This window comes from Sphingomonas sp. 8AM, from assembly GCF_902506455.1.
In the GTDB taxonomy this organism is placed as follows: Bacteria; Pseudomonadota; Alphaproteobacteria; order Sphingomonadales; family Sphingomonadaceae; genus Sphingomonas.
Map to the genome: position 1 here is coordinate 1,366,397 of NZ_LR733844.1, position 23,765 is coordinate 1,390,161.

At 68.7% G+C, this 23,765-nt stretch carries 23 protein-coding genes; 13 read left to right on the plus strand and 10 right to left on the minus strand.

The features are described 5' to 3' along the window. Together BACI71_RS06685 and BACI71_RS06690 are read right to left on the minus strand one after the other, a co-directional pair. Positions 1 to 1,410 (minus strand): sensor histidine kinase, encoded by a 1,410-nt coding sequence (locus BACI71_RS06685; protein WP_159756644.1) that lies wholly within the window; start codon positions 1,408 to 1,410, stop codon positions 1 to 3. Between the two features lie 213 nt (positions 1,411 to 1,623). Beyond that, positions 1,624 to 1,947 carry a hypothetical protein gene (locus tag BACI71_RS06690; RefSeq protein ID WP_159756647.1) on the minus strand — a complete coding sequence of 108 codons (324 nt, stop codon included), beginning with the start codon at positions 1,945 to 1,947 and terminating at the stop codon, positions 1,624 to 1,626. Between the two features lie 119 nt (positions 1,948 to 2,066). Here BACI71_RS06690 and BACI71_RS06695 point away from each other — a divergent pair, with 119 nt between their 5' ends. The 3 genes from BACI71_RS06695 to mgrA all read left to right on the plus strand — a co-directional run bounded on the left by BACI71_RS06695 (position 2,067) and on the right by mgrA (position 4,319). Beyond that, a complete protein-coding gene (locus BACI71_RS06695; RefSeq protein ID WP_159756650.1) occupies positions 2,067 to 2,825 on the plus strand; it encodes a ZIP family metal transporter in 759 nt (252 codons plus the stop codon). Next, positions 2,822 to 3,157: a hypothetical protein gene (locus BACI71_RS06700; RefSeq protein ID WP_159756653.1), complete on the plus strand. Its 336-nt coding sequence runs from the start codon at positions 2,822 to 2,824 to the stop codon at positions 3,155 to 3,157. The genes BACI71_RS06695 and BACI71_RS06700 overlap by 4 nt, the downstream gene beginning before the upstream one ends. A 70-nt stretch (positions 3,158 to 3,227) precedes the next feature. Then, positions 3,228 to 4,319, plus strand: coding sequence for an L-glyceraldehyde 3-phosphate reductase (gene mgrA / locus BACI71_RS06705; RefSeq protein WP_159756656.1), 1,092 nt, complete (start codon positions 3,228 to 3,230; stop codon positions 4,317 to 4,319). 82 nt (positions 4,320 to 4,401) lie between these two features. On the opposite strand, the gene BACI71_RS06710 is transcribed toward mgrA, so the two are convergent. Then, positions 4,402 to 4,650, minus strand: a complete 249-nt coding sequence (locus BACI71_RS06710; RefSeq protein WP_159756659.1) for a glutaredoxin domain-containing protein — start codon at positions 4,648 to 4,650, stop codon at positions 4,402 to 4,404. Between the two features lie 155 nt (positions 4,651 to 4,805). Here BACI71_RS06710 and BACI71_RS06715 point away from each other — a divergent pair, with 155 nt between their 5' ends. Together BACI71_RS06715 and BACI71_RS06720 are read left to right on the plus strand one after the other, a co-directional pair. After that, a complete protein-coding gene (locus BACI71_RS06715; RefSeq protein WP_159756662.1) occupies positions 4,806 to 5,318 on the plus strand; it encodes a GAF domain-containing protein in 513 nt (170 codons plus the stop codon). After that, positions 5,318 to 7,369 carry a putative bifunctional diguanylate cyclase/phosphodiesterase gene (locus BACI71_RS06720; RefSeq protein ID WP_236552860.1) on the plus strand — a complete coding sequence of 684 codons (2,052 nt, stop codon included), beginning with the start codon at positions 5,318 to 5,320 and terminating at the stop codon, positions 7,367 to 7,369. The genes BACI71_RS06715 and BACI71_RS06720 overlap by 1 nt, the downstream gene beginning before the upstream one ends. A 27-nt stretch (positions 7,370 to 7,396) precedes the next feature. Here the strand turns inward: BACI71_RS06720 and BACI71_RS06725 are convergent, their stop codons facing one another. Then, the gene (locus BACI71_RS06725) at positions 7,397 to 8,122 is read right to left on the minus strand and encodes an SDR family oxidoreductase (protein ID WP_159756668.1); all 726 of its coding nucleotides are present in this window, start codon (positions 8,120 to 8,122) and stop codon (positions 7,397 to 7,399) included. 148 nt (positions 8,123 to 8,270) lie between these two features. Between BACI71_RS06725 and BACI71_RS06730 the strand changes: the two genes are divergently transcribed. Beyond that, the gene (locus BACI71_RS06730) at positions 8,271 to 9,167 is read left to right on the plus strand and encodes an AraC family transcriptional regulator (RefSeq protein ID WP_159760954.1); all 897 of its coding nucleotides are present in this window, start codon (positions 8,271 to 8,273) and stop codon (positions 9,165 to 9,167) included. A gap of 16 nt (positions 9,168 to 9,183) precedes the next feature. On the opposite strand, the gene BACI71_RS06735 is transcribed toward BACI71_RS06730, so the two are convergent. Beyond that, positions 9,184 to 10,833, minus strand: coding sequence for a carboxylesterase/lipase family protein (locus BACI71_RS06735; protein WP_159756671.1), 1,650 nt, complete (start codon positions 10,831 to 10,833; stop codon positions 9,184 to 9,186). 129 nt (positions 10,834 to 10,962) lie between these two features. Here BACI71_RS06735 and BACI71_RS06740 point away from each other — a divergent pair, with 129 nt between their 5' ends. The 7 genes from BACI71_RS06740 to BACI71_RS06770 all read left to right on the plus strand — a co-directional run bounded on the left by BACI71_RS06740 (position 10,963) and on the right by BACI71_RS06770 (position 19,579). Then, on the plus strand, positions 10,963 to 11,856 hold the full coding sequence (locus BACI71_RS06740) for a CocE/NonD family hydrolase (RefSeq protein ID WP_201297317.1): 894 nt from the start codon (positions 10,963 to 10,965) through the stop codon (positions 11,854 to 11,856). A gap of 81 nt (positions 11,857 to 11,937) precedes the next feature. Beyond that, positions 11,938 to 13,668: a ubiquinone-dependent pyruvate dehydrogenase gene (poxB, locus tag BACI71_RS06745; protein ID WP_159756674.1), complete on the plus strand. Its 1,731-nt coding sequence runs from the start codon at positions 11,938 to 11,940 to the stop codon at positions 13,666 to 13,668. Between the two features lie 121 nt (positions 13,669 to 13,789). Then, positions 13,790 to 14,977 carry an AAA family ATPase gene (locus BACI71_RS06750; protein WP_201297318.1) on the plus strand — a complete coding sequence of 396 codons (1,188 nt, stop codon included), beginning with the start codon at positions 13,790 to 13,792 and terminating at the stop codon, positions 14,975 to 14,977. Between the two features lie 50 nt (positions 14,978 to 15,027). Next, positions 15,028 to 16,083, plus strand: a complete 1,056-nt coding sequence (locus tag BACI71_RS06755) for a ParB/RepB/Spo0J family partition protein (RefSeq protein ID WP_159756680.1) — start codon at positions 15,028 to 15,030, stop codon at positions 16,081 to 16,083. Between the two features lie 145 nt (positions 16,084 to 16,228). Then, positions 16,229 to 17,398, plus strand: a complete 1,170-nt coding sequence (locus BACI71_RS06760; protein WP_159760956.1) for a replication initiator protein A — start codon at positions 16,229 to 16,231, stop codon at positions 17,396 to 17,398. Positions 17,399 to 18,030: 632 nt separating this feature from the next. After that, positions 18,031 to 18,276 (plus strand): helix-turn-helix domain-containing protein, encoded by a 246-nt coding sequence (locus BACI71_RS06765; protein ID WP_159756683.1) that lies wholly within the window; start codon positions 18,031 to 18,033, stop codon positions 18,274 to 18,276. A gap of 1 nt (position 18,277) precedes the next feature. Beyond that, positions 18,278 to 19,579: a type II toxin-antitoxin system HipA family toxin gene (locus BACI71_RS06770; RefSeq protein WP_159756686.1), complete on the plus strand. Its 1,302-nt coding sequence runs from the start codon at positions 18,278 to 18,280 to the stop codon at positions 19,577 to 19,579. A 9-nt stretch (positions 19,580 to 19,588) separates the two neighbouring features. On the opposite strand, the gene BACI71_RS06775 is transcribed toward BACI71_RS06770, so the two are convergent. The 5 genes from BACI71_RS06775 to BACI71_RS06790 all read right to left on the minus strand — a co-directional run bounded on the left by BACI71_RS06775 (position 19,589) and on the right by BACI71_RS06790 (position 23,717). Continuing rightward, complete coding sequence (locus BACI71_RS06775) at positions 19,589 to 20,797, minus strand: GMC oxidoreductase (protein WP_236552861.1); 1,209 nt, start codon at positions 20,795 to 20,797, stop codon at positions 19,589 to 19,591. Between the two features lie 5 nt (positions 20,798 to 20,802). Then, entirely contained in the window at positions 20,803 to 21,120 is a 318-nt protein-coding gene (locus tag BACI71_RS17875) for a hypothetical protein (protein ID WP_236552862.1), read from the minus strand. Beyond that, a complete protein-coding gene (locus tag BACI71_RS06780; RefSeq protein WP_201297319.1) occupies positions 21,117 to 22,469 on the minus strand; it encodes an alpha/beta fold hydrolase in 1,353 nt (450 codons plus the stop codon). The genes BACI71_RS17875 and BACI71_RS06780 overlap by 4 nt, the downstream gene beginning before the upstream one ends. A gap of 503 nt (positions 22,470 to 22,972) precedes the next feature. Further along, positions 22,973 to 23,227 (minus strand): hypothetical protein, encoded by a 255-nt coding sequence (locus BACI71_RS06785; RefSeq protein ID WP_159756689.1) that lies wholly within the window; start codon positions 23,225 to 23,227, stop codon positions 22,973 to 22,975. Further along, positions 23,211 to 23,717, minus strand: a complete 507-nt coding sequence (locus BACI71_RS06790; RefSeq protein ID WP_236552864.1) for a hypothetical protein — start codon at positions 23,715 to 23,717, stop codon at positions 23,211 to 23,213. Before BACI71_RS06790 ends, BACI71_RS06785 begins: the two co-directional genes overlap by 17 nt. Positions 23,718 to 23,765 lie beyond the last annotated feature (48 nt).

Consider the following 23,765-nt stretch of genomic DNA (forward strand, 5'->3'; position numbering starts at 1 on the left):
TTACGGATTGCCGGGCAGGTCCGCGGCGGTCTCCGCAGGTTCGCGACCCGGCAGCGGCAGCGCGATCGAACAGCGCACGCCGTCGCCGGTCAGGACGAACGTGGTACGGGCCTGCATCTGATACGGCAGCGCCTCCTCGATCAGCCGACGTCCCTGTCCGGTGCCGCACGGCGCGGCGCCGGGATCCGGCATCTGCACGCCCGTCTCCTCCCAGTCGACGTGCAGCCACGCCTCCCCCTGCATGCCCGACCTTACCGACCATCGCACCAGCAACCGCGCATCGGACTGGCCGAGCGCGCCATATTTGACCGCATTGGTCGCCAGTTCGTGCAGCGCCATCGCGAAGGTCTGCACGGTGCCCGACCGCAGCGGCACGTCATCCGGACCTTCGAGCGTCACCCGCGTACGATCGCCGACGCACGCGCCGGTCGCGTCGAGTTCGGCGCGGATCAGCTCGCCGAACGTAACGCGGTCGTGATCCTGCAACCGCGACAACAGCCGCTGGACTCGCGCCAGCGCGTCGATCCGGCTGTTGAACTTGGCCCGGAAGTCCTCGAGATCGACGCTCGACGCGATCGTCAGATCGGCGGTCGCGCGCACCACGCCCATCAGGTTGAAGGTCCGATGCTGCAGCTCGCCGATCAGCAGCCGCTGCAGCGCCTCGCTCTCGCGCACCGCCGCTTCGGCCCGCCGGCGTTCGGTAAGGTCCGCCGTCACGACCAGAAAACCGCCCGGGTCCTCGTCCTGACCGGGCAGCGCCGAGACGGTGCTGTTCGCCCAGGCGATCGACCCGTCCGGGCACAGGTAGCGCTTGTCGAGTGATACGGGGGTCGTCACGCGCGCGGCCTCGTCCAGCGCCGCCCGGCTCGCCGGCACGTCGTCCGGATGCGTGACATCGACCACGCTCAACGCAAGCAGTTCCTCGCGCGAGCGGCGGAGGATGCGGCAGAGTTCGTCGTTCACATGTTCGAAGCGGCCATCGGCGGCGATCACCGACAGGCCGACCGGCGCCTTGTCGAAGATCGCCGCGAACCGGCCGCGCTGTTCCCTGAGCTGGTGCCGCGCGAGCTGCGCCTGCAACCGCAGGATCTTGTCCTGCGCCGCCTTCCACGCCGTAATGTCCTTCGACGTCGTCGCGACCCCGTCGCCAAGCCTGACGACCGACTGGTAGAACCAGCCGTCGAATTGTTCGTGGACATAATGGTGCTCGGACTGCTCGGGCACGCCGGTCTCGGTGACGCGTTTGAAGCTGTCGAAGATGCCGGTCGGGATGACGCCGGGATTGCGTTGCAGGAGGCTTTCGCCCCGCACCTCGCCATAGCGGCGTTCCGAGGTGTGATTGTTCAATATCCAGCGAAAGTCGCTGATCTGCCCGGTGTCGTCGCGGACCGCCTCGAATACCTGGATCATGTCGTCCGAGGCATCCATGGTCGCCTGAAGCAGCTCGTATGCCGAACGCCACCCGCGGGCGTCGCGCTGCTGAACCCCGTTCGCGACGGGCCCGGCTGCGACGGCGGGCGACGGGTCAGCGGCGGATCTGGTCATATCGCGAACCTAGCATGAGATCGGCGCCTCGCGACCAATGATAGATCAAGGCGGTGGCGATCGCGCGCCGGCGGCGGGCTATCGGCAGTCGGCCCTGGTCTGTTGCGCCAGGTCGATGTCGCCGCCGCGCAGCGCCGTGTCGGCCGCGGCGGCGCAGCGTCCGTCGGCGGCCAGCCGGTGTACCTCGCTGGGCAAGGCGCGCGCAGCGGTCGCCTGGCTGGTGGCCGCCGTCCATGTCGCCGCGGCCTGGCGCGAGACGAGGTCACGCTCGGCCTGCGCCCGCTGCGCGGCCATCCGCCCCGCCTCCTGCTCGCTGTAGGTGGGCGCACGACCCAGATTGCAGAGATAATCGGCCGGGGTGCATTGGGCAGCGAGGGCGAGCTGGACGAACAAGGCGATCATGGCGGTCCTGCAATCGTGAGGGGGGTGAACGGAAGATCGGGATCGTGCGCGGGTTTGTCACGGGGCATGCGGAGCATTGATCCGCCGCGCACGTTTCGGCTGTACGAGGGAGACGCACGATGGCGGGAGTCTGGATTGCCGGGTTCTGGGGGCTGGTCGGTGGATCGGCGCTGGTCCTCGGCGCGGCGATCGCCTGGTTCGCGACCCTGCCGCAGCGGCTGATCGCCTCGATCATGGCGATCGGCGCCGGCGTGCTCATCTCGGCAGTCGCCTTCGACCTGATGGACGAGGCGTTCCGGCAGGGCGGTTTCGACTCGACCGCGACCGGCTTCCTCGGCGGGGCGATCGTCTACACGCTCGCCAATTTTCTCGTGTCCCGCCGCGGCGCCAAACACCGCAAGCGTTCGGGCTCCAACCCGAACGAACGCCAGCCCGATGCGCAGGCCGATTCCGGGGCGGCGATCGCGATCGGGGCGTTGCTCGACGGCATTCCGGAGTCGGTCGTGATCGGCGTCAGCCTGCTGAGCGGCGCCGGGGTCAGTGCGGTGACGGTCGCGGCGGTCTTTCTGTCGAACATCCCCGAGGGACTGTCGAGCGCGGCGGGCATGAAGTCATCCGGTCGCTCGGCCTTCTATGTCTTCGGCGTCTGGGGCGGGATCGCAGTGGCGTCGGCGCTGGCGGCGATGATCGGCAACGTCGCGCTGGCCGGGAGCAGCCCCGACCTGATCGCGGGCGTCACCGCGGTGGCCGCCGGGGCGATCCTCGCCATGCTGGTCGACACGATGATTCCCGAAGCGACCGAGGCGACGCACGATTTCTCGGGGCTGATCGCGGTGGTCGGGTTCCTGATCGCCTTCGTGCTGACGAAGAGCGGGTGACCGCGTCCGACGCACCGCCGACGACGCCCGACGGCCGCTATATCGTCGTGCGCGGGCGGCTGTGGCGCACGAGCGACCCGTCGCTCGCGCCCGCTACCCGGCAAGCATTGGTCGACGAACTGATGGCGGCGCGGCGGGCGGTGCAGGCGGCGCAGCGCCGCCACGACCCGGCGGCGCTCGGCGCGGCGCGCGCGCGGGTCGATGCGGCCAAGATCGGGCTCGGCGAGCGCGGCGCGGTCTGGTGGACCGACGGCACCCCGGACCTGACCCGCCGGCTGGCGCGCAACACCTGCTATGCGGGCTGGTATGCGGGCGTGGCGGGGGGCGGGTGACCGAAAACCGGCCCGCCGCATTGATACGCTCTGTTCCCCGTGCGTTAGGCAGTCAGAAGAAGGAGCCGCCATGCCGTTTGACCCGCCCTATGCCGCCTCGCCCGACCGCTACGATGGCCGCATGCCCTATCGCCGCACCGGACGCAGCGGGCTGCGGCTGCCGGCGATCAGCCTCGGCCTGTGGCAGAATTTCGGCTGCAGCGACGTCTTCGAGACTGGCCGCGCGATCCTGCGCCGGGCGTTCGATCGCGGCGTCACCCACTTCGACCTCGCCAACAATTACGGCCCGCCCTACGGATCGGCAGAGGAGAATTTCGGTCGCGTGCTCGCCGCCGATCTCCGCCCGCACCGCGACGAGCTGGTGATCTCGACCAAGGCCGGCTGGGACATGTGGCCCGGCCCGTACGGCGATATCGGCTCGTCGAGGAAATATCTGATCGCCAGCTGCGACCAGAGCCTGAAGCGGATGGGCCTCGACTATGTCGACATCTTCTATTCGCACCGCGTCGACCCGGCGACCCCGCTGGAGGAGACGATGGGCGCGCTGGTGCAGCTCCACCGGCAGGGCAAGGCGCTGTATGTCGGGATTTCTTCCTACGAACCGGGGCTGACCCGCCAGGCGGCGCAGATCCTCGCCGAGGAGAAGGTGCCGCTGTTCATTCACCAGCCAAGCTATTCGATCCTCAACCGCTGGATCGAGCGCGAACTGCTCGACACGCTGGAGGAGCTCGGCACCGGCTGCATCGCCTTCTCCCCGCTGGCGCAAGGGATGCTGACCGACAAATACCTGCACGGCGTACCCGGTGACGCGCGCGCCAGCCGCGGCGGTTCACTGTCGCAGAACCTGCTGACCGACCAGAATCTGGCCGCGATCCGCGCCCTGAACGACATCGCCGCCGCGCGCGGGCAAACGCTGGCGCAGATGGCGATCGCCTGGGTGCTACGCGATCCGCGCGTCACCTCGGCGTTGATCGGTGCGCGGACGGTCGAACAGCTCGACGGCGCGCTCGACGCGGTCAAGGCGCTCGACTTCACCGCCGACGACCTCGCCGCGATCGACCGGGCGGCCGCGGACGGCGGCCTCAATCTGTGGGCGGAATCGTCCGACATTGCGGCGCTTCCCGCCGCGCAGGGGGTGCCGGCCGCGTCGCGAGGCGCCTGACGGCTGATCGTTTCGACGAAAGCCGCGCGCGCACGCCCCGCATGGGAAGTCGCGATCGCGCGTGGCCGACCCCGCCCGATCGTCACCCTTGCGCGAGATAGCGTTCGAGTTCGTCGCTGCCGCCGATCCGCGCGCCGTCGATGAACACCTGCGGCGTGGTGGCGACCCCCTGCCCGGCCTTGAACGCATCGACCGCATCGCGCGATTCAAGCAGGCGATCGTCGATCCGGTATCCCGCCTGTTCCAGCAGCTGCCGTGCGCGGACTCCGAACGGGCACGTATGATCGGGCAACACCATCCGGTACAGCGTCGCGGTCTTCGTCTCTGCCATCGAACCTCTCCACGGGCGGACCTGCCCGTCCCGCCAGAGCGACCGGCGCGGCGGGACGTTCCGGATCGTGACCGCACCCCAGCCGCACCGGATCAATTTCTTAACATGCTCGCCGCTAAGGACTTTCCGGTTCAATATTCGAGCACGAGACGCCGATGCTGAAAACCCTGTTGGAAGAGCGGAAGCGATCGCGCGCGGTGCGGGACCTCAAGGTCGTCGGCTCGGCGGCGGAGCCGGTCTTCGATCGCTTCGTCGCCGCCGCGGCTGCGGCGTTCAATGCGCCGGTCGCGCTGATTTCGCTGATCCACGGGGAGGAACAGTGGTTCAAGGCCGCCCACGGACTGGTGATCGACTGCATCCCGCGCGCCGACGGTTTCTGCGGCCATGCACTGGACTGCCCCGATGTGCTCGAGGTGCTGGATCCGTGCGCCGATCCGCGCTTCGCGCAGCTGCCGAACGTCGTCGGCGACCCCTATGTGCGCTATTACATCGGCGCGCGGCTGCAGCGCACCGACGGGACGAGCGTGGGGGCGCTGTGCGTTGTCGACACCCGCGCCCGCACCGCGGCGTCTGCCGACCAGAAGGCGTATCTGTCGAGCCTGGCGCGGCAGGTGACCCGTGCGCTGGAGGACCGGATGGAGCGCCGGATCCCGGAGGCGGCGCGATGATGCGTGTCGCCTTGTGCATCGCGCGCGAGCACGACCTGCGGCTGGTCGCGCTGGCGCTGCTGGTGTGCCTGATCGGCTCCGCGGCGTCGGTGCAGCTGTTCAGCCGCGTCCGCGCGTCGGCGGGCGCCAGCCGCGCCGGCTGGGTGATCCTTGCGGCGGTCAGCGCCGGTACGATGGTCTGGGCGACGCACTTCGTCGCAATGATGGCATTCCGTACCTCCGCGCCGGTGGTGCTCGATCCGCTGACGACGCTGGCCTCGCTGCTGGCGGTGATGGGACTCGCCGGCCCCGGGCTCGCGATCGCCGCGCGGCCCGGCCGGTGGTGTGGCGCCATCGGCGGTGCGGTGATCGGCGCGGGCGTCGCGGTCATGCATTATGTCGGGATGGCCGCGTACCGGGTAGACGGGATCGTCACCTGGGACTGGCGCTACGTCGCCGCCTCCGTCGTCCTGTCCTGCGCGCTGACCGCGGGAGCGTTCCACCGCCTCACCTCGTCGGCGCGCGCCGCCGGCGTCCACGCGGTCGCGCTGCTCAGCCTCGCGGTCGCCACGCTGCACTTCACCGGAATGGCGGCGATGCAGATCACGGTGCTGCGGCTGGGCGACGGCCTGTCCAACCTGACGATGGGCGCGCTGGCGGTCACCACCACCGTCGCGACCTGCATCATCGTCGGCTGCGCAGCGATCAGCGCGCTGATCGACGGCCATACCCAGAGTGAGTCCTACCGTCGGCTGCGGCAGATGGCGATGCACGACGGGCTGACCGATCTGCCCAACCGCACCAGCTTCATCGCCGAACTGGAGCAGCGCTTCCTCATCCATGGCGGCTATGCGTGCATGGCGGTGGTGATGCTGGACCTGTCGCGGTTCAAGGTCGTCAACGACACCTATGGCCATCAGGCCGGCGACCAGTTGCTCGTTGCGCTCGCCGCGCGGCTCGCGGCCCAGCTCGAACCCGGCGAGCTGATCGCGCGACTGGGCGGCGACGAGTTCGCGGCGGTCGTGTCCTACGACGATGCCGACGATCTCGCGCGGTTCCTCGACCGCGTCCGGACCGCGTTCGACGCGCCGTTCGTCTTCGAGCGGTTCACCGCCTCGATCGGCGCGAACATCGGCGTCGCGCTGGCGGTTCACGACGGGTTCGACGCCGACGCGCTGCTCGCCAAGGCCGATCTGGCGATGTACCGGGCGAAATCGGCGCATTCCACCAAGCCGTGCTTCTACGACGCGCAGATGGACGACGCCGTGCGCGAGCGACGCGAGCTGGTCGCCGATCTGCGCAAGGCGCTGGATGGCGCGGCGTTCGAGCTGCATTATCAGGTGCAGGCGGCAATCCCGTCGGGCGAGATCACCGGCTATGAGGCGCTGATCCGCTGGCCGCACCAGACACGGGGCATGGTGCCCCCGGCGTTGTTCATCCCGCTGGCCGAGAAAAGCGGTGACATCGTGCCGCTGAGCATCTGGATCCTGCGCCAGGCCTGTTTTGAAGCCGCCTTGTGGCCGAACCGTTATCCGGTCGCCGTCAACCTGTCGCCCGTGCATCTCGCCGATCCGCGACTGATCGAAACGGTGCGCGCCGCGCTCGCCGATAGCGGGCTTCCCCCGGAACGCCTGTCGCTCGAGCTGACCGAAAGCGCGATCATCCACGACCGCCGCTTCGCGCTCGCACAGCTCAAGGCGCTGAAGGAAATGGGGATTGGCATCGCGCTCGATGATTTCGGCGTCGGCTATTCCTCGCTCGACGTCCTGCGGTCCTTTCCCTTCGACCGCATCAAGCTCGACGCGTCGTTCGTCGCCGAGATCGAGCATGACGATCAGGCGGTCTCGATCCTGCGCTCGGTCGCAGCACTCGGCGTGACGCTGAACATGCCGGTGCTCGCCGAGGGCGTCGAGGAGGCGGCGCAACTGGCGATCGTCATGCGCGAGGGATGTTCGGCGATCCAGGGCTATCTGATCGGCAAGCCATCCCGCGCGCTCGCCGATCCCGCGCAGGTGCGCCGCACGATGTCGCTCAAACCGCGGGAGATCGTCGCCGGTGCCGGGGGCGGCTGATCCGCCCGCCCCCGTCCCGGCCGGCGCTTACATGTCCGCCGCGGTCGGCCGGACGATCACCTCGTTGATGTCGACGCCGGCGGGCTGTTCCAGCGCGTAGCGGACCGCGCGCGCGATCGCATCGGGGGTCAGCGCCTTCTTCCGCCACCCGGTCAGCGCGGTCGCGACCGCGGGATCGGTGATGTCGTGGCCGAGTTCGGTGGCGACGACGCCCGGCGAGATCAGCGTCGCGCGGATCTCGTCATGCTCCTGCCGCAAGCCCTCGGTAATGGCGCGCACGGCATGTTTGGTGCCGCAGTAGACGGCGGCGGTCGGCACCACGATGTGCGCCGCGACCGAGGCGACGTTGACGATGTGCCCGTCACCGCGCGCAACGAACCGCGGCAGCACCGCGGCGATACCGTTGAGGACGCCGTGGATATTGACGTCGATCATCCGCTTCCATTCCTCGCGCTTCAGCGCGGCGAGCGGCGAAAGCGGCATGACACCGGCGTTGTTGACCAGCACGTCGATGCGGCCGAACCGCGCCTCGGCGGCGTCCGCGAACGCCGCGACATCCGCCCCGTCGGTGACGTCGAGTTCGCGCCACGCGACCGCGTCGCCAAGCTCTTCGGCCAGCGCCTGCAGCCGCGCGCCGCGACGCGCGCCGATGAAGAGCCGTGCCCCGGCCGCCGCGAGTTCGCGCACCGTCGCCGCGCCGATCCCGCTCGACGCGCCGGTAACGAGGACGACCTTGTCGATGCTTCCTGCCATGATGATTTCCTCTGCTTCGGGTGACGGTCCGCAAATGGTGGCGCCGGGCGGCGGAGCGGTAGCGCGATCGTCCGAACGCCTTGCCCGATCCTCCAGAACCGGCGCTGTTCGCTTGCACGCGCAACGCGAACGAGGAATGACGATCGCCATGGAACGGATCAGCGAACTGGCCGCGATCATCGATCGCCACGTAGAGGGAACCGGGATCTGTGCGACGGCGATGCCGCACGTGTCGTTGATCCGTGCCGACCACCCGAGCACGCCGACACCGGCGGTCTACGAGGCGTCGCTTTGCCTGATCGCCCAGGGATCGAAGCGCGTCTCGCTCGGCGGCGAGAGCCTCGTCTACGACGCCGCGCATTACCTCATCGTGTCGGTCGACCTGCCGCTGGTCGGTCATGTGACCGAGGCGTGTCCCGAACGCCCCTATCTGTGCTGCAAGATCGATCTCGATCCCGCGCTGCTCGCCGATCTGATCGTCGCCGAGGGTGGCGCGGTGCCGCGTACCGACCTGCCGGTGCTGGGCGTCTACCCCGGCGACCCGCATCTGATCGACGCCGCCTGCCGGCTGGTCGGACTGCTCGACCAGCCCGATGCGATCCGCGCGCTGGCGCCGCTGATCGAGCGCGAGATCCTGTACCGGCTGCTCACGGGACCGCACGGGCCGATGCTCCGCCACGTCGCGACCGCGGGCAGCCACCTCCATCAGGTCAGCCGCGCGATCGCCGCGATCCGCCGCCGCTTCGATGCACCGATCCGCATCGACGAGGTCGCCGCCGAAGCGGGCATGAGCCCGTCGTCGCTGCACGCGCATTTCAAGGCGATCACGCGCATGACACCGCTCGAATATCAGAAGCAGCTGCGTCTGCAGGAAGCGCGGCGCCTGATGCTCGCCGGCGGCGCCAGCGCGGGCACCGCCGGGTTTACGGTCGGCTATGAGAGTTCGTCGCAGTTCAGCCGCGAATATCGCCGCCTGTTCGGCGCCCCGCCCCGTCAGGACATCGAGCGGCTGCAATCCGCCGTGGCGCCGGCGCTGGCGCTCTAGCCGCGCTTCCGCTCCGTCAACCGAGCAGGATGCGGCGCGCCGGCCCTTCCGGATCGTCGACCATCCGGCTGTTGACGTCGAAGACCATCGTCTGACAGCGGACCGGGTCGCTCGGCGCCCAGGCCAGCGACGGCTGGCCCGGGTTGCCCGTCCGCGCGAAGCTCGCCCACGCCGTCGCCATCGTCCGGCCGAGCCGCTGCGCGTCCGCGCCGTTGCCCGTGCCCTGCGCACAACGCGCGACATTGTCGAAGCAGAACGCGAGGTCGGCGGTGTGCCATGCCCCCGCCACCCCGCCGAGTTGCGGCGACTGGAACTGGAACAGATACTGGTAGACCGGCGCCCCGCCCTGCGCATGCTTCAGCCGCACCATGTCCTGCACGCGGTTGCGGTTCGCCAGCCCCTGCACGCCATAGGCGAGCGTGCGGACGCTTTTCTCCGGATGGGCCACCTTCATGGCGGCGATCAGCCGGTCGGCCTTGGCAGCCCCCATCTGCTTCGTCAGGTCGGCGCGCCATTGCGGCTCCGGCGGGTTATAGCCCCAGCGCATCCCCTCCTCGCTGGTGTTGCCGACCATGAACGGCACGTCGCGCGACACCGCCGGCGCGACCTCGGAAAAGGAGCGCACGTCGATGACGCGACCGTCGAGGGTCGGGTTCCAGCCGACCCGCGGCGTCATCGCCGGGCCCATCGGACCACGCGGGCCGTTGATCTCGTCCGCCAGCGCGTTGCCGGCCTCGAACAACGGCTTCCAGTCGATCTTCTGAAGCGCGGCGATGTCGGTGCTGCCGATCCCGAGCCGCTGCAGCAGCCGTTTGGCGAAATCGCGCGACTGTTCGGCGTCGGGTAGCGCCCCGCCCCCGCCCGACTGTGCCGCGGCGCGGTGGATCAGCCCCTTGCCGCTCCGCATGCCGAGCAGCGTGGTCACCTTCGATCCGCCGCCCGACTGGCCATAGATCATCACCTTGTCTGGATCCCCGCCGAACCGCCCGATATTCTCCTGCACCCAGCGCAGCGCGGCGGTACAGTCGGTCATGCTGACGTTGACCGACTCCTCATAGGCAGCCCCGCCGACATCCCGCAGATCGAGGAAGCCGAGCACGTTCAGCCGGTGGTTGAGCGAGACCTGCACGACATCGTGATGCCGCGCCATCTGCGCGCCATCGTGCGAGGCGAGTTCATAGGACGAGCCGAAGCTGAACCCGCCGCCGTGGAAATAGACCATCACCGGCCGGTTGCCCGACAGCGACGGCGTCCAGATGTTGAGCCGCAACATGTCCTCGCCGGGAAAGCCGTCGGTCCATTGTTGCAGGAACGTATGCTCGACGGCGCGGAAGTCGTGGAGCGTCTGTGGGCAATTGGGGCCGAAGGACAAGGCGTGGAAGTCCTCGGTCCAGCGGCGTGGCGGTTTGGCGGGGAGCCAGCGGTTCTCGCCGCCGGTGTCGGCGCCATAAGGGATGCCCTTGAACGTATAGACGCCGTCATCGAGATAGCCGCGCACCGGGCCGTATTGCGTGCGCGCCGTCGCGTCGCGAGGCGTCGAACAGGTCCCGCGCGCCGTGGCACGCCCGTTCACTTCCGCGGCGCGGGCAGCCGGGATCATGAACCCCGCCGCACCGGCCAGCGGCGCGATGAGTGCGTGGCGGCGGTCGATCGATGGACCCGGCATGACGTGAACTCCCTCTCCTGCGCCGCATCGCGGTCGCTGCCACGATGGTAGTGCAACCGCCGAAGAATCCTATAGGATATTTGGGTCAGGCGCTTGTCACTGACATCGTCGTCGAAGGAGAGGATTGCCGTGTTGATCGCCCTGTTGCTCGGTCTGGCGCTGCTGACCCCGGTACCGTCACCCCCCGCCCCCCGTCCGGCGACCGAGACGGGCACCGGCGCCTATCCCGCAATCTATGAGGAGCGCGCGGACCTGCCCGACCATGTCGTGTACCGGCCACGCGATCTGGCGGCGGTCAGGTCCGGCACGCTCGGCATCTACGTCTTCGGCAATGGCGGATGCGGCGCGGACGGCACGGCGTCGCGCAATCACCTGCTCGAGATCGCCTCGCACGGCTATCTCGTCATCGCCTCGGGCACGATCCCGCGTCCCGCGGGGGATGCGCGGGGTGCATCCCCGTCGGGCAAGCTCGCCGCCGCCACGCCGACGCGCGCACTGACCGACGCGATCGACTGGGCGCAGCGCGAGAATGGCCGCGCCGGCAGCCCCTTTCGCGGCCGGATCGACCCCGGAGCGGTCGCAACCTCGGGATGGAGCTGCGGCGGGTTGCAGGCGCTGACCGCGGCACAGGACCCGCGCGTGCGCACCGCCGTCATCATGAACAGCGGCTTCTTCCCGGACGGCGCGAACCCGATCGCGGGGGTGGTGTCGGACAAGGCGCTGCTCACCGGCCTGCACGGCTCGGTACTCTACGTGCTCGGCGGCCCGACCGACATCGCCGCGGCGAACGGTACCGACGATTTCCGGCGCCTCGGCCACCTGCCCGCCGCGCTGGTCAACATCCCCGTCGGCCACGGCGGCACCTATATGCAACCGCACGGCGGCGTGGCGGCGGAGGTCGTCACCGCCTGGCTGGACTGGCGATTGAAGCAAGACGCGCGCGCCGCGGCGCGCTTCACCGGGCCGGGGTGCGGGTTCTGCGGCGACAGGCGGCTGACGCTGGAGCGCAAGGGCTTCGACTGAACAGGGGGAAGCGAAAAGCCGCCCGCTCGTTGAGCGTCCATGGAAAGGCCCCGGCCTCCCCTAGCGACGGATACCAAGACGATGAGCAAGACGATCGCCGATCTGCTGAACGACACCCTGATCGAGGCCGGGGTGGAGCGCATCTGGGGGGTGACCGGCGACAGCCTCAACGCCTTCAACGACAGCATGCGCCGCTCCGGCGAGATCGCGTGGATGCATGTCCGCAACGAGGAGGCGGGCGCGTTCGCTGCGGGTGCCGAGGCCGAGGCGACCGGCAGACTGGCGGTCTGCGCCGGGAGTTGCGGGCCGGGCAACCTGCACCTCATCAACGGGCTGTACGATTGCCACCGCAATCGCGTGCCGGTGCTCGCGATCGCCGCGCATATCCCGTCGAGCGAGATCGGGCTGAACTATTTCCAGGAGACGCACCCGACCGAGCTGTTCCGCGAATGCAGCCACTTCTGCGAGATGGTGCAGGATGCACGCCAGATGCCCGAGCTGCTCCACCGCGCGATCCGCACCGCGCTCGGGCAGCGCGGCGTCGCGGTACTCGTAATCCCCGGCGACGTCGCGTTGCAGAAGGCGCCCGAGACGCGCGCCGTCCCCTTCCCCGCGCTCGCGACGCCGCGGCTGGTTCCCGATGACGGCGCGCTGCGGCAGGTCGCCGCGCTGCTCGCCGACTCGAACGCCGTAACCCTGCTGTGCGGCGCGGGTACCGCGGGCGCGCATGACGAAGTGGTGGCGCTCGCCGCCGCGCTGAAGGCGCCGGTCGTCCACGCCTATCGCGGCAAGGAATGGATCGAATACGACAATCCCTATGACGTCGGCATGACCGGGCTGATCGGCTTTTCGTCGGGCTATCATGCGATGATGGATTGCGACACGCTGCTGATGCTTGGCACCGACTTCCCCTATCGCAACTTCTATCCCGATGCGGCGAAGGTGGTGCAGGTCGATCGCGATCCGGGCGCGCTGGGGCGGCGCGTGCCGCTCGACCTCGGGGTGGTCGCGGACGTCAGGGAATTCGCGGCACGGCTAACCCCACTGATCGCCGCCGACCGCGACAGCCGCTTCCTCGATACCGCGCGCGGCCATTATCAAGCGGCGCGCAAGGGGCTGGACGAGCTTGCAACGGCCCGTGATGGCGAAAAGCCGCTCCACCCGCAATTCGTCGCGGCGACGGTCGATCGCCTCGCCGCCGAAGACGCGGTGTTCACCGCGGATGTCGGCACCCCGGCGGTCTGGGCGGCGCGCTATCTGACCATGAACGGGCGGCGCCGCCTGATCGGCTCGTTCAATCACGGCTCGATGGCCAATGCGCTGCCGCAGGCGCTCGGCGTACAGGGGGCGTTCCCGGCGCGGCAGGTCGTCTCGCTGTCGGGCGACGGCGGGCTCGCGATGCTGATGGGCGACATGCTGACGGCGGTGCAGATGTCGCTGCCGATCAAGATCGTCGTCTTCAACAACTCGACGCTCGGCTTCGTCGAGATGGAGCAGAAAGCCTCCGGCTATGTCGATGCCAATGTGGCGCTCAAGAACCCCGACTTCGCCGCGATCGCGCGCGAGATGGGCTATTTCGGCGCGCGCGTGGCACGTTCCGATGCGCTGGAAGATGCGGTGCGCGCCGCGTTCGCGCATGACGGACCGGCGCTGGTCGACGTCGTCACCGAAGGGCTCGAGCTGATCATGCCGCCAAAGATCCAGGCCGAACAGGCGAAGGGGTTCAGCCTTTACGCGTTGCGGGCGGTGCTCAGCGGCCGCGGCGACGAGGTGGTTGAACTCGCACGCGCGAACCTGTTCCGATCGTCATGACGATCGCGCCGTCACCCCCAGCCGAAATCCGTCTCGGTCGCAACTTGCCCGACTGAATGAATTCTGTCAGGAACGTCAACCAAAAGGTTCAAGGGGCTGTATGTTGGCACAGGATGGTGCAATGCTGTCGCGGATCGGCGAGCTTGCCGAGGCAGGTGAGCGGATGATCGAGCGGTTGCGGCGCAAGGCGTTTCTGCCCGAAAGCCGCAAGGGGCTCAACGTCCGCTTCGGCATCGCCGAGGCCGCGCAGCTGCTGGGATGCTCCACCAACCGCATCCGCATGGCCGAAGAGGATGGCCGGCTCCCCCCTGCCCCGGCTTCGGAAAACGGCCGGCGGCTCGGCTATACCGTCGAGGAGATGCTGCGGATGCGCGAGGTGCTCGGCGCCTCCCCGGCGCGCGCGCCGCTCGACGTGCCGGCGATCATCGCGGTGCAGAACTTCAAGGGTGGCGTCGGCAAATCGACAGTCACCACGCACCTCGCGCACTATTTTGCGGTGCAGGGCTACCGCGTGCTGGTCGTCGATTGCGACAGCCAGGCGACGACCACCACATTGTTCGGGTTCAACCCGCACTTCAACATCACCCGCGAAGAGACGCTTTACCCGTATCTGTCGATCGACCCGACCCAGGCCGATCTCGATTATGCGATCAGGCCGACACCGTGGCCGAACGTTGACCTGATCCCGTCCAACCTCGAGTTGTTCGACGTCGAATATGAGCTGGCCGCGGCGGGCAGCGACGGCGGGTCGGTGCTGGCGGCGCGCTTTCGCAAGCTGAAACGCGGGCTCGCCGATCTGGCGCGCAATTACGACGTCGTGCTGCTCGATCCGCCACCCGCGCTCGGCACGATCAGCCTCGCGGTGATGCAGGCGGCGAACGCGCTGCTCGTGCCGCTGGCGGCGACCACGCCCGACTTCTGTTCGACCGTCCAGTTCCTGTCGATGATGGACCAGGTGCTGCACCAGCTGACCGACGCCGGGATCGAGGTCGATTACCAGTTCGTGCGGCTGATCTGCTCGAAGTTCGACGGCAACGATCCCAGCCATGCGATGGTCCGCGCGATCATGGAGCAGAGCTTCGGGCCGGCGTTGCTGCCCGTGCCGATCCTCGAATCGGCGGAGATCAGCCATGCGGCGATGCGGATGATGACCATCTACGAACTGGAACGTCCGATCGGCACCGCCAAGACCCACAAACGCTGTCGCGCGAACCTCGACGAGGCGCTGCGCCAGGTCGAGCAGCTCGTCCGCCAGAGCTGGGGCCGTGTCGAGCCGGCGCGCGAGGAGGAGATCATCCGTGCCGCATGATCTTTCCTACATCGCATCGTTCCTTCTATGTTCCGCGGTGGAGGTGAGTCGTGGCGCGTAAGCAATCGGATTATCTGGCGGCGCTGCTCGCCGACGAACCGGCCGGAGCGGAGGGCGCCCCCGCCCCGCCCGCGCCGCGCGACGCGCCCCCAGAACGTGCGCGCGCGACGACGTTGCTCGGGCGCGAATCGGCGCTGGCGCGGGTCGCGTCGGGCGAGGTACGGCAGGTGACGCAATTGCTGCTCGATCCGGCACGGGTGCGGATCTGGCCGGGCAATGCGCGCAGCTACACGCATCTCTCGGAGGCGAATTGCCGCGAGCTGATCGATTCGATCATCGCCGAGGGCGGACAGAAGGTCCCGGCGGTGGTGCGCCGCGTCGACGGCGATCCCGATCACGATTTCGAGGTGATCGCTGGCACGCGCCGCCATTGGTCGATCAGCTGGCTGCGCGCGCACAGCTATCCCGACATGCAGTTCGTCGCGCAGGTCGCGCAGCTCGATGACGAGGCGGCGTTCCGGCTCGCCGATCTCGAGAATCGCGCGCGCGCCGACGTGTCGGACCTCGAACGCGCGCGCAATTATCTCGACGCGCTGAAGACCCATTACGGCAATCACCAGACGCGGATGGCCGAGCGGCTGAAGCTGTCGAAAGGCTGGCTGTCGAAGATGCTCAAGGTCGCGACGATCCCCGATGCGGTGATCGCGGCTTTTGCCTCGCCATCGGACGTGCAGCTGAAGCCTGCCTATGCGCTGGCGCAGGCGCTGGATGACAAGGAGGCGGCGAAAGCGATCGGCGCGGTTGCAAGGGAGCTCGCGCGCGAGCAGGCGCGGCTGCGCGAGGGCGGTGCCCTTCCCTGCCCGGCGCCCGAGGTGCTGCGGCGATTGATCGAGGCGCCGAAGGTTCAGGCCGGCAAGGAGCAGGCCGAGCCGTATCGCTACGCGACCAAATACGGGCGCACCGCGCTGACGGTGCAGTCGGCGAACCGGCAGGGGGTGACGATCCGGCTGCACGCCGGCTCGGGCGCGGACACGGACGAACTGGTGTCGGCGTTGCGCGACGCGCTCGCGCACCTCGATGCGACCGGCAAGGGGCTGCGGCCATGACCGGTTTCCCCGGGGAAACATCCGGCATCCGGCAGGCGATGTTTCCCCGGGGAAACGCGCGGGTGCGTTATGCGCCATCTTCGCCAACATCGGGCCGATCGGCGTGACGGCGAAACGGAACGAGCCTGCCACGCGGCAGATCGAGATGTTCCTCCCCTATCTCGCCGATCTGCCGTTGCGCGATCAGCGCGAGATGATGGAGCGCCCGTTCTTCAGCCTCGCCAAATCGAAGCGGGTCAAGCCGATCGATTATCGGTCGCCCGACGGGAAGCTGTGGGTCCACGTTTCGGCCAGCCCGGATTACGGGATGGCGACGATCTGGGACGCCGACATCCTGATCTATTGCGCGTCGATGCTCGCCGACATGGCGCGGCGCGGCATCAACGACGTCCCGCGCAAATTGCACCTGATGCCTTATGACCTGCTCCGCGCGATCGGCCGCCAGCCGACCGGTCGCGCCTATGAGCTGCTGGGCCAGGCGCTCGACCGGCTGGTCGCGACGACGGTCAAGACCAACATCCGCGCCGAGAACCGCCGCGAGGCGACGTTCAGCTGGCTGGACGGATGGACCCAGCTGGTCGACGAGAAGACCGAGCGGTCGCGCGGCATGACGATTGAGCTGTCGAACTGGTTCTGGGAAGGCGTCATGATGACCGGCGGCGTGCTGTCGATCGACCGCGCCTATTTCGACATCACCGGCGGGCGCGAACGCTGGCTTTACAAGGTCGCGCGCAAACACGCTGGGGGCGCGGGTGACACGGGCTTCGCGATTTCGATGCCGACGTTGTTTGAAAAATCGGGCGCGGAGGGCCAGTATCGGCGGTTCAAGTTCGAGATTACCAAGATCGCCGAACGCAACGAGCTGCCCGGCTATGCGCTGTCGTTCGAGCAACCCGAGGGCAAGCGCGAACCGCTGCTGCGGATGCGTCGGCGCGGTGATGACGAGGCCAGGACGGCCTCCGCCAGACCGTCAAAGACGCGTGCCGCCCCTGCCCCTGCCCCCGCTAGCGGCAATGCGGCGGTCGCCTCGACCGTCGAAACGCCGCGGACCCCCGTCACCGATAACGTCGACGTGTCCGCGTTGGTAAGGCGCAGCGTGACCACCCTTGCCACGCGATTGAGCTTCGGCGACATCACCGAGGCAACCCTGGCTACCTTGCGGGCGGAATGTCCCGGCTGGGATTACCAGACGCTCCACGCCGAGTTCCGCGCGTGGATCGAGGCGGACGCGGCACGGACCCCGGTCAGCTACCAGCATGCCTTCATCGGCTACGTCCGGCGCTTCGACGCGCGCAACCGGCACACGTTGCGCTAGTGCTGTTGTTCGGCAGCGCTTCCGGTGCCGCCCGTCATCGCTACTGATCGAACCGCGCGACGCCGCCCCGGTGCAGGTCCGCTGCGCTCCTTCGTCTCCTGCCGGAATTTGGCGGCACCGGCCTTCGCCCGCAGGAATAGCAATCACACTTGCCGAGGCTCCCGATGATCGGCGGCGTTCCCGAAATATCGCTAGTGCCCGGCGGCCCTCACCCGCCCGCGGCCGAACGCCGACGCTGAAAGTGCGGATTGAACGTCTATTGCGGGCACGGATGGCAAACTGATTCAAATGCGGTGCCTTATCCGACAACTTGAGCCGACCATCGACACTCCGGGAACGCGTGACGATACAAAGGGAACGCTGCCGCGATACATCGGGAACGCCGCCATCGATCTTTCGGGAACGATCCAACGATATTCCGGGAACACGCGTCCGCGTGCGAATCGCAGAGGAGCGGGCCTTTGCGGCGTCCGAGCGGTCGCCTAACTTGATAACCTATCTACAAACCCTCTAACCCGGTGAGGCTTTTTCTATTTTTGAGCGATAAGCGGGACCGGGGCAGCCGCCCGCAAAGCCGCGAAAACGCTTTTCCGTATATTGCCGAATGATGCGGAAAACCGTATCGTGCGTGGATGGTATCGCTGGTCCGCTCCCCCAAGTCGCTCGGTGAAGCCCTGCGCCGCGCCCGTCGTGCCGCCGGACTGACCCAGGCCGAACTCGGCAGGCGCACCAGCCTTCGACAGGCGACAATCTCCAGCCTTGAGAATGGTGATGGTGCAACGCTCGATACGCTGTTCGCGGTTTTGACCGCTCTCAGGCTCGATGTCGAGCTCGGCCCGCGCAGCGACAGCGGGCCGGCGCTGGAGGACCTCTTCTGACATGGCGCGCCGTTCATCCGCGCTGTCGGTGCTGCTGAACGGGCGACAGGTCGGGCAGCTGTCGCGGGCCGCGAACGGCGCGATCGACTTCCGCTATGCAAGCGACTGGCTGGACTGGGAGCATGCCATCCCGGTATCGCTGTCACTGCCACTCGACACGCTGCGCTACACCGGCGCGCCGGTGGTCGCGGTCTTCGACAATCTGCTTCCCGACAATGACGATATTCGTCGACGGATCGCCGGCCGGGTCGGGGCAGGGGGCGCAGACGCCTACAGCCTGCTCGCCGCGGTCGGGCGCGATTGCGTCGGTGCGCTCCAGTTCCTGCCGGAGGGGGAGGGTGATACCGGCCCCGCCACGCTCGATGCCGAACCGATCGGGGAAGCCGCGGTCGACGCGCTGCTCCGCAATCTCGGCCGCGCGCCGCTCGGGCTGCAGGCGGACGACGCTTTCCGCATTTCGATCGCCGGCGCGCAGGAGAAGACCGCACTGCTGTGGTCGGACGGGCAGTGGATGCGGCCGCGCGGGACCACGCCGACCACCCATATCCTCAAGCCGCCGATCGGCGAACTGCCGAACGGCATCGACCTGTCGAACAGCGTCGAGAACGAGCATCTGTGCCTCGCTTTCCTGCGTGAACTCGGGCTGCCGGTCGCGGCGACGCGGATCGCACACTTCGGCGACCGGCCGGTACTGGTCGTCGAGCGCTTCGACCGCTTTCGCGCCCGCGACGGCCGCTTGCTCCGCCGCCCCCAGGAAGACCTGTGCCAGGCGCTCGGCGTACCGCCGACCCGCAAGTACGAGGATCACGGCGGGCCCGGGGTCGCCGACATCCTGCGCCTGTTCAGCGCCAGCGACCGCCCGGACGTCGACCGGCGCATGGTGATGAAGGCGGTGGTCGCCTTCTGGCTGCTCGGCGCGACCGACGGCCATGCCAAGAATTTCAGCATCCATCTCGGGCCGGGGGGGCGGTTCGCGGCCACCCCGCTCTATGACGTGCTGTCCGCCGAGCCGAGCCTTGCCGCACACCAGATCAACCGACGCCAGATGCGGCTGGCGATGGCGATCGGCGACCGGCGCCGCTACCGGATCGACGAGATCGCCCCGCGGCATTTCCTCCAGACCGCAGTGCGCGCCGGCTATGACGAGGCCTCGACCCGTGCGCTGCTTGCCGAACTGCGCACGACCGCTGCGACGGCGTTCGACCGTGCGGTGGAGACGATGCCGGCCGACACGCCCGCGGCACTGGTCGACCCGATCGGCGCGGCGATCCGAACGCGCGCCGGACGTATCGACGACCTGTGACCGGAAGCTTTACGCCGCCAGGAATTTCTCTGCCGTCCGCAGCGACAGCGCCATGATTGTCAGCGCCGGATTGGCGGCCAGCGCGCTCGGGAAGATCGAATTGTCGCAGATCAGCAGATTCGGGATCTCGAAACTGCGCCCGTCCGCATCGACCACCGCGCTGTCGCCGTCATCGCCCATCCGGCAGGTGCCAATCGTATGCGCCGAGCGGTCGATCGCGAACACGTCGCGCGCGCCCGCAGCATCCCAGATCGTGGCCATGGTGCGCCGGGCATGCCGGTCGATCGCCCGCTCGTTGGCATGATAGCTGAAGTCGATCCGCGCCTTGCGATGACCGAACGCATCGAGCTCGTCCGACAATGTCAGGCGATTGTCGGGGTGGGGAAGGCAGTCGCCGTTGATCCCGATCCCGCCCAGGCGATTGTAGCCGAGCAGCAGCTGTTGCAACCGCTCGCCCCATAGCCCCGCACCCCGCGCGAGCCCGTTCGCCAGATTGACCGGCAGCACGCCGAGACTCTGGATCAGATAGCCACCGGCGAAATCGGCGTCGGCGGGCCGCAGCATGTCCTCGCTGATCAGCGACGACGGATAGCCGCGGTTCATCCGCATCTCGGCGTCGAAACTGCCCCAGACCTGCGTCGCGACATGCGCCATGAAGTTGCGACCGACCTGGCCGCTGGCATTGGCGATGCCGAGGTTGAGCAGCAGGCGGGGCGTCTCCACGCCGCCCGCGCACAGGAACACCGCGCGGCAGCGCTGGCGCCGCTCCTCGCCGTGCTGCCGGTAGATGACACCGGCGACGCGCCCGTTGCGGTCGATGTCGAGAGAGAGCACCCGTGCCCCGGCGCGGATCTCCGCGCCCTGCGCAACCGCCTGCGGCAGGTAACAGGTGTCCATGCTGGTCTTGGCGGCATTGCGGCAGCCCTGATGGCAGGTGCCGCAATTGACGCAGGCCTGCCGCTGTCCCCAGTGCGGCTGATCGCGGTCGCGCGAGACGAGCGCCGCGGGCGCGTCGGCGGCGGTGATCCCGGACGCCGCACAGCCCCGCGCCATTGCATCCGCCGACGCGTTGCGAGCGACCGGGGGAAAGGCATAGTGGCGGGTGGCGTCCCACGGATAGGACGCCGGTCCGGACACGCCGGTAAAGGCCTCGACCCGGCGAATATAGTCGACCAGCTCGGCGTGCGGGACCGGCCAGTCCGCACCCTGACCGGTCATCGTCTTCAATTGCAGGTCGCGCGGGTCGGGCGCGGGCAGAACGCGCCCCAGTGGAGCGTCGAGCCGCCGACGCCCATTCCCGAGTTGTTCGCGCCGAAAGCGGTCGGATCGTCGCCGCCGCTCAGTCGCTCCTCCATCCAGTAGATGTCCGCCGCCAGCTCGTCGGCGACATGCTCGTCTGGGCGGAACGCGCGGCCGGCCTCCAGCGCGACGACCGCCAGACCCGCCTCGGCCAACCGCGCGAGCAATGGCGCGCCGCCGGCACCGGTCCCGATCACCACGGCATCGACGACGTCGTTTCCGGCATAGGGTGCGCGGCTCATGCGCCGGGCTCCGCGGCCTGCTGCCAGTGTTCGATGTCGTCGGCGGCGGTACGCGCATAGCCCTGCTTGCGCTCGCCATCGCCGCCGACCGCGAAGCCGTCATAGCCGATCGTCGCCATCGCAGCGGGGGTCGCCATCCACTGCCGGACGATCTCGGCGCGGGCGTCCTGGAACCATAGCGCCATCTGCCCGGCTGTCAGACAATCGGCGCGCCCGTCGATCCCCGCGCTGCGGTCGTCGACCTGCATCAGCCAGTCGCGCTGGTCGCGCCGTGACAACGCCGCAAATCCGCCGGTCAGCGCGTCCAGTGTCGCGAGTCCGCGCGCCCAGGCCTCGGTGTCCGACGGAAGATCGGCGAAGCGCCAGCCGTCGCCGGGCCCATGGACCGCCGCACCGACGCGCCGCGCCAGCGCGTCGTCCGCGCCCACGTGCGGCAGGACCTGCGCGATCAGCGCGGCGACCGTCGCCAGTTGCGCGGCGGTCCAACCGGACGCCGCGGCGGAGAGGGGCCGCGTTCGCGCCAGCATCGCCGCGCGCGTGCGATGGCTGACGCGTGCCGACCCGAGCACGCGGACGAACGCGTCCGGCAGTGCGGCCGCGGCGACCGCCCGCGTATGGCCGGCGATCAGCGCGGCCAGCGCCGCCGGTTGCTCGTACGGGATCAGATGCGCGGCGCCCTCGACGATGCGGATCGAACCATTCTCATAATGTGGCAGGTTGAGCCGGCGTTGCGCCGCCGCGCCGAGATCGCCGTCTCTGGCGCCGGCCACGATCAGCGCCGGGATCGTGATGTTCGTGGCGCCGGGGCTCCAGTCCTCGCGGCTGCCGCGCTCCAGCCACCCCAGCCATGCCGCGCGGCTCGACCGCTCGACATCGGCGATCGCCTGTTCGCGCTGTGCGTCGGGCAGGCGCGCGGCGGTGTTGGCAGCGACGAATGTCTCGGCTTCGGCGCGGCCGATCGCGCCGTCCGCGACCCAGCCGATCATCTCGGCGCGACGGTCCGGCGCGATCGGCTCGGGGGAGGGGGGTGAGCCGGCGACCAGCACGACGCCGAGCACCCCGGCGAGCCCGCGCTCGCCCGCCATCGCGCGCGCCGCGACCAGCGTCACGATCTTGGCGCCCATGCTGTGCCCGACCAGCACGCACGCGGTCAGCTGCTCACGCCGGATGACGGTCACCAGTTCATCGGCCATCGTCGCGACATCGGCATAGCCGTCGTCGGCGCGGTCGCCAAAGCCGGACAGGTCGAGCGCGAGGCACGGATGGTCGGGCAGGTGGCGGCGCACGAGATCCCATTCCCGCCTGCTCGCACCCAGTGCATGTAAAAAAACCAATGTCGGTTGGGTCACGCGACCTCGCCCAGCTAAATCTTCTGCTGGACGATGCAACGCCGCCCGCGTTCCCGTCGCGACGGTCAGAACAATAATTAATCCGTATCAGGACCATCGCCACGGATATTGCTGGAGCATTCCCGCCGCGCGGGGAACTCTCCGGCGTAGCGAACGCTTCGGCATCAAATCCCATCACAGCCGGGGTGTGTCCGTGGCGAACACCGGTCGGCCGCAGGTGATATTAAGGGCCGAACAACGTGAGATCCAGCGTTCGGCACATCGAGAGACCTGCCGCTCGATCTCCTGAAGAATGCGCGCAAATAAAGCGTCTCGATCGCGAATGCGGTTCTCGCCGACACCATGATGTGCGCGGTCCGTACAGGAAGCAGCACTGGCAGATGTCAGCCACAATATTCTATCAACGGCATCTGCTGCTCGATCGCCACTACGAACAGCAGGCCGGGCTGGTCGACATGGTGGTGGTACAAATGATCTCGCCGCCGACGCAGCGCGGAGCCGGCTTACCGCAATCCCATCAGCCGCAGCGCGCGACGCACCGTATCGGCGGTTATCGGCCCGCCGCGCGGCGCGGCCAGCCCGCTGTCGTGGCACGCCGCGACCATCGTGCGGGTGTCGGGCAGGCCGTCGAGGCGACCGGTCGCGGCGCGATGCCGGTGGATCGTCGCCTCGAGACAGCGGATGACCGGCTCGGCGCGTGCATAGGCGCCCGCGCGTCGCGCGCCATGCCGGAGTTCCAGATCACCGATACCGTCCATCATCGTGCCGGCTCTTAGCACCACCATCGGCGAGCGCCATCCGGCGAACCCGGGCAAGCCGTTGTCTTGTAAGGCGCGGGTCTTCGTAAAGGTCGCGGACCGCCCGGCGCCGGAAGCGGTTCCACCACCGCTGCCACCGGTGCTCCTCGGCGTCGTGGAGCAGGTGGCAGCGCTGGCACAGCGCGGCGAGATTGCCGGACGTGCTGTTGCCGGGATCATGGTCGAGATGCGCGCAGGCCAGCACGACCCTGGTGGTCCGGATGCTGGAAAGCAGCAACCCGTCCGCCAGCGCCGTCCGCGCTCCGTGCGCTGTCCGCCAGTGGCCGGCATCGGCATCCCACCATCGGCCGTCGCCAAGATGCACCACCCGACGCAGGTGCGGGCGGCCGCACCGTTCGCACCGCGATCCCGCGCGCTCGAACCGCACCGTCGCCGACAGCTGCGCCCAGTCGATCGGGTAGAGCCAGCGGTTCTCGGGACGGATCGGCATGACGATCCCATGAGTCAGCCGGCGGCGAAACAGAAGGGAAAACGACGC

Excerpts from the sequence above, each read along its gene's own strand:
- BACI71_RS06685 (WP_159756644.1), bottom strand. The coding sequence starts at position 1,410 with ATGATCCAGGTATTCGAGGCGGTCCGCGACGACACCGGGCAGATCAGC.
- BACI71_RS06775 (WP_236552861.1), bottom strand. The coding sequence starts at position 20,797 with ATGACCGGTCAGGGTGCGGACTGGCCGGTCCCGCACGCCGAGCTGGTC.
- BACI71_RS17875 (WP_236552862.1), bottom strand. The coding sequence starts at position 21,120 with ATGAGCCGCGCACCCTATGCCGGAAACGACGTCGTCGATGCCGTGGTG.
- BACI71_RS06735 (WP_159756671.1), bottom strand. The coding sequence starts at position 10,833 with ATGCCGGGTCCATCGATCGACCGCCGCCACGCACTCATCGCGCCGCTG.
- BACI71_RS06690 (WP_159756647.1), bottom strand. The coding sequence starts at position 1,947 with ATGATCGCCTTGTTCGTCCAGCTCGCCCTCGCTGCCCAATGCACCCCG.
- BACI71_RS06750 (WP_201297318.1), top strand. The coding sequence starts at position 13,790 with ATGCTGTCGCGGATCGGCGAGCTTGCCGAGGCAGGTGAGCGGATGATC.
- BACI71_RS06710 (WP_159756659.1), bottom strand. The coding sequence starts at position 4,650 with ATGGCAGAGACGAAGACCGCGACGCTGTACCGGATGGTGTTGCCCGAT.
- mgrA (WP_159756656.1), top strand. The coding sequence starts at position 3,228 with ATGCCGTTTGACCCGCCCTATGCCGCCTCGCCCGACCGCTACGATGGC.
- poxB (WP_159756674.1), top strand. The coding sequence starts at position 11,938 with ATGAGCAAGACGATCGCCGATCTGCTGAACGACACCCTGATCGAGGCC.
- BACI71_RS06730 (WP_159760954.1), top strand. The coding sequence starts at position 8,271 with ATGGAACGGATCAGCGAACTGGCCGCGATCATCGATCGCCACGTAGAG.
- BACI71_RS06785 (WP_159756689.1), bottom strand. The coding sequence starts at position 23,227 with ATGGACGGTATCGGTGATCTGGAACTCCGGCATGGCGCGCGACGCGCG.
- BACI71_RS06790 (WP_236552864.1), bottom strand. The coding sequence starts at position 23,717 with ATGCCGATCCGTCCCGAGAACCGCTGGCTCTACCCGATCGACTGGGCG.
- BACI71_RS06715 (WP_159756662.1), top strand. The coding sequence starts at position 4,806 with ATGCTGAAAACCCTGTTGGAAGAGCGGAAGCGATCGCGCGCGGTGCGG.
- BACI71_RS06725 (WP_159756668.1), bottom strand. The coding sequence starts at position 8,122 with ATGGCAGGAAGCATCGACAAGGTCGTCCTCGTTACCGGCGCGTCGAGC.
- BACI71_RS06760 (WP_159760956.1), top strand. The coding sequence starts at position 16,229 with ATGTTCCTCCCCTATCTCGCCGATCTGCCGTTGCGCGATCAGCGCGAG.
- BACI71_RS06695 (WP_159756650.1), top strand. The coding sequence starts at position 2,067 with ATGGCGGGAGTCTGGATTGCCGGGTTCTGGGGGCTGGTCGGTGGATCG.
- BACI71_RS06765 (WP_159756683.1), top strand. The coding sequence starts at position 18,031 with ATGGTATCGCTGGTCCGCTCCCCCAAGTCGCTCGGTGAAGCCCTGCGC.
- BACI71_RS06720 (WP_236552860.1), top strand. The coding sequence starts at position 5,318 with ATGCGTGTCGCCTTGTGCATCGCGCGCGAGCACGACCTGCGGCTGGTC.
- BACI71_RS06770 (WP_159756686.1), top strand. The coding sequence starts at position 18,278 with ATGGCGCGCCGTTCATCCGCGCTGTCGGTGCTGCTGAACGGGCGACAG.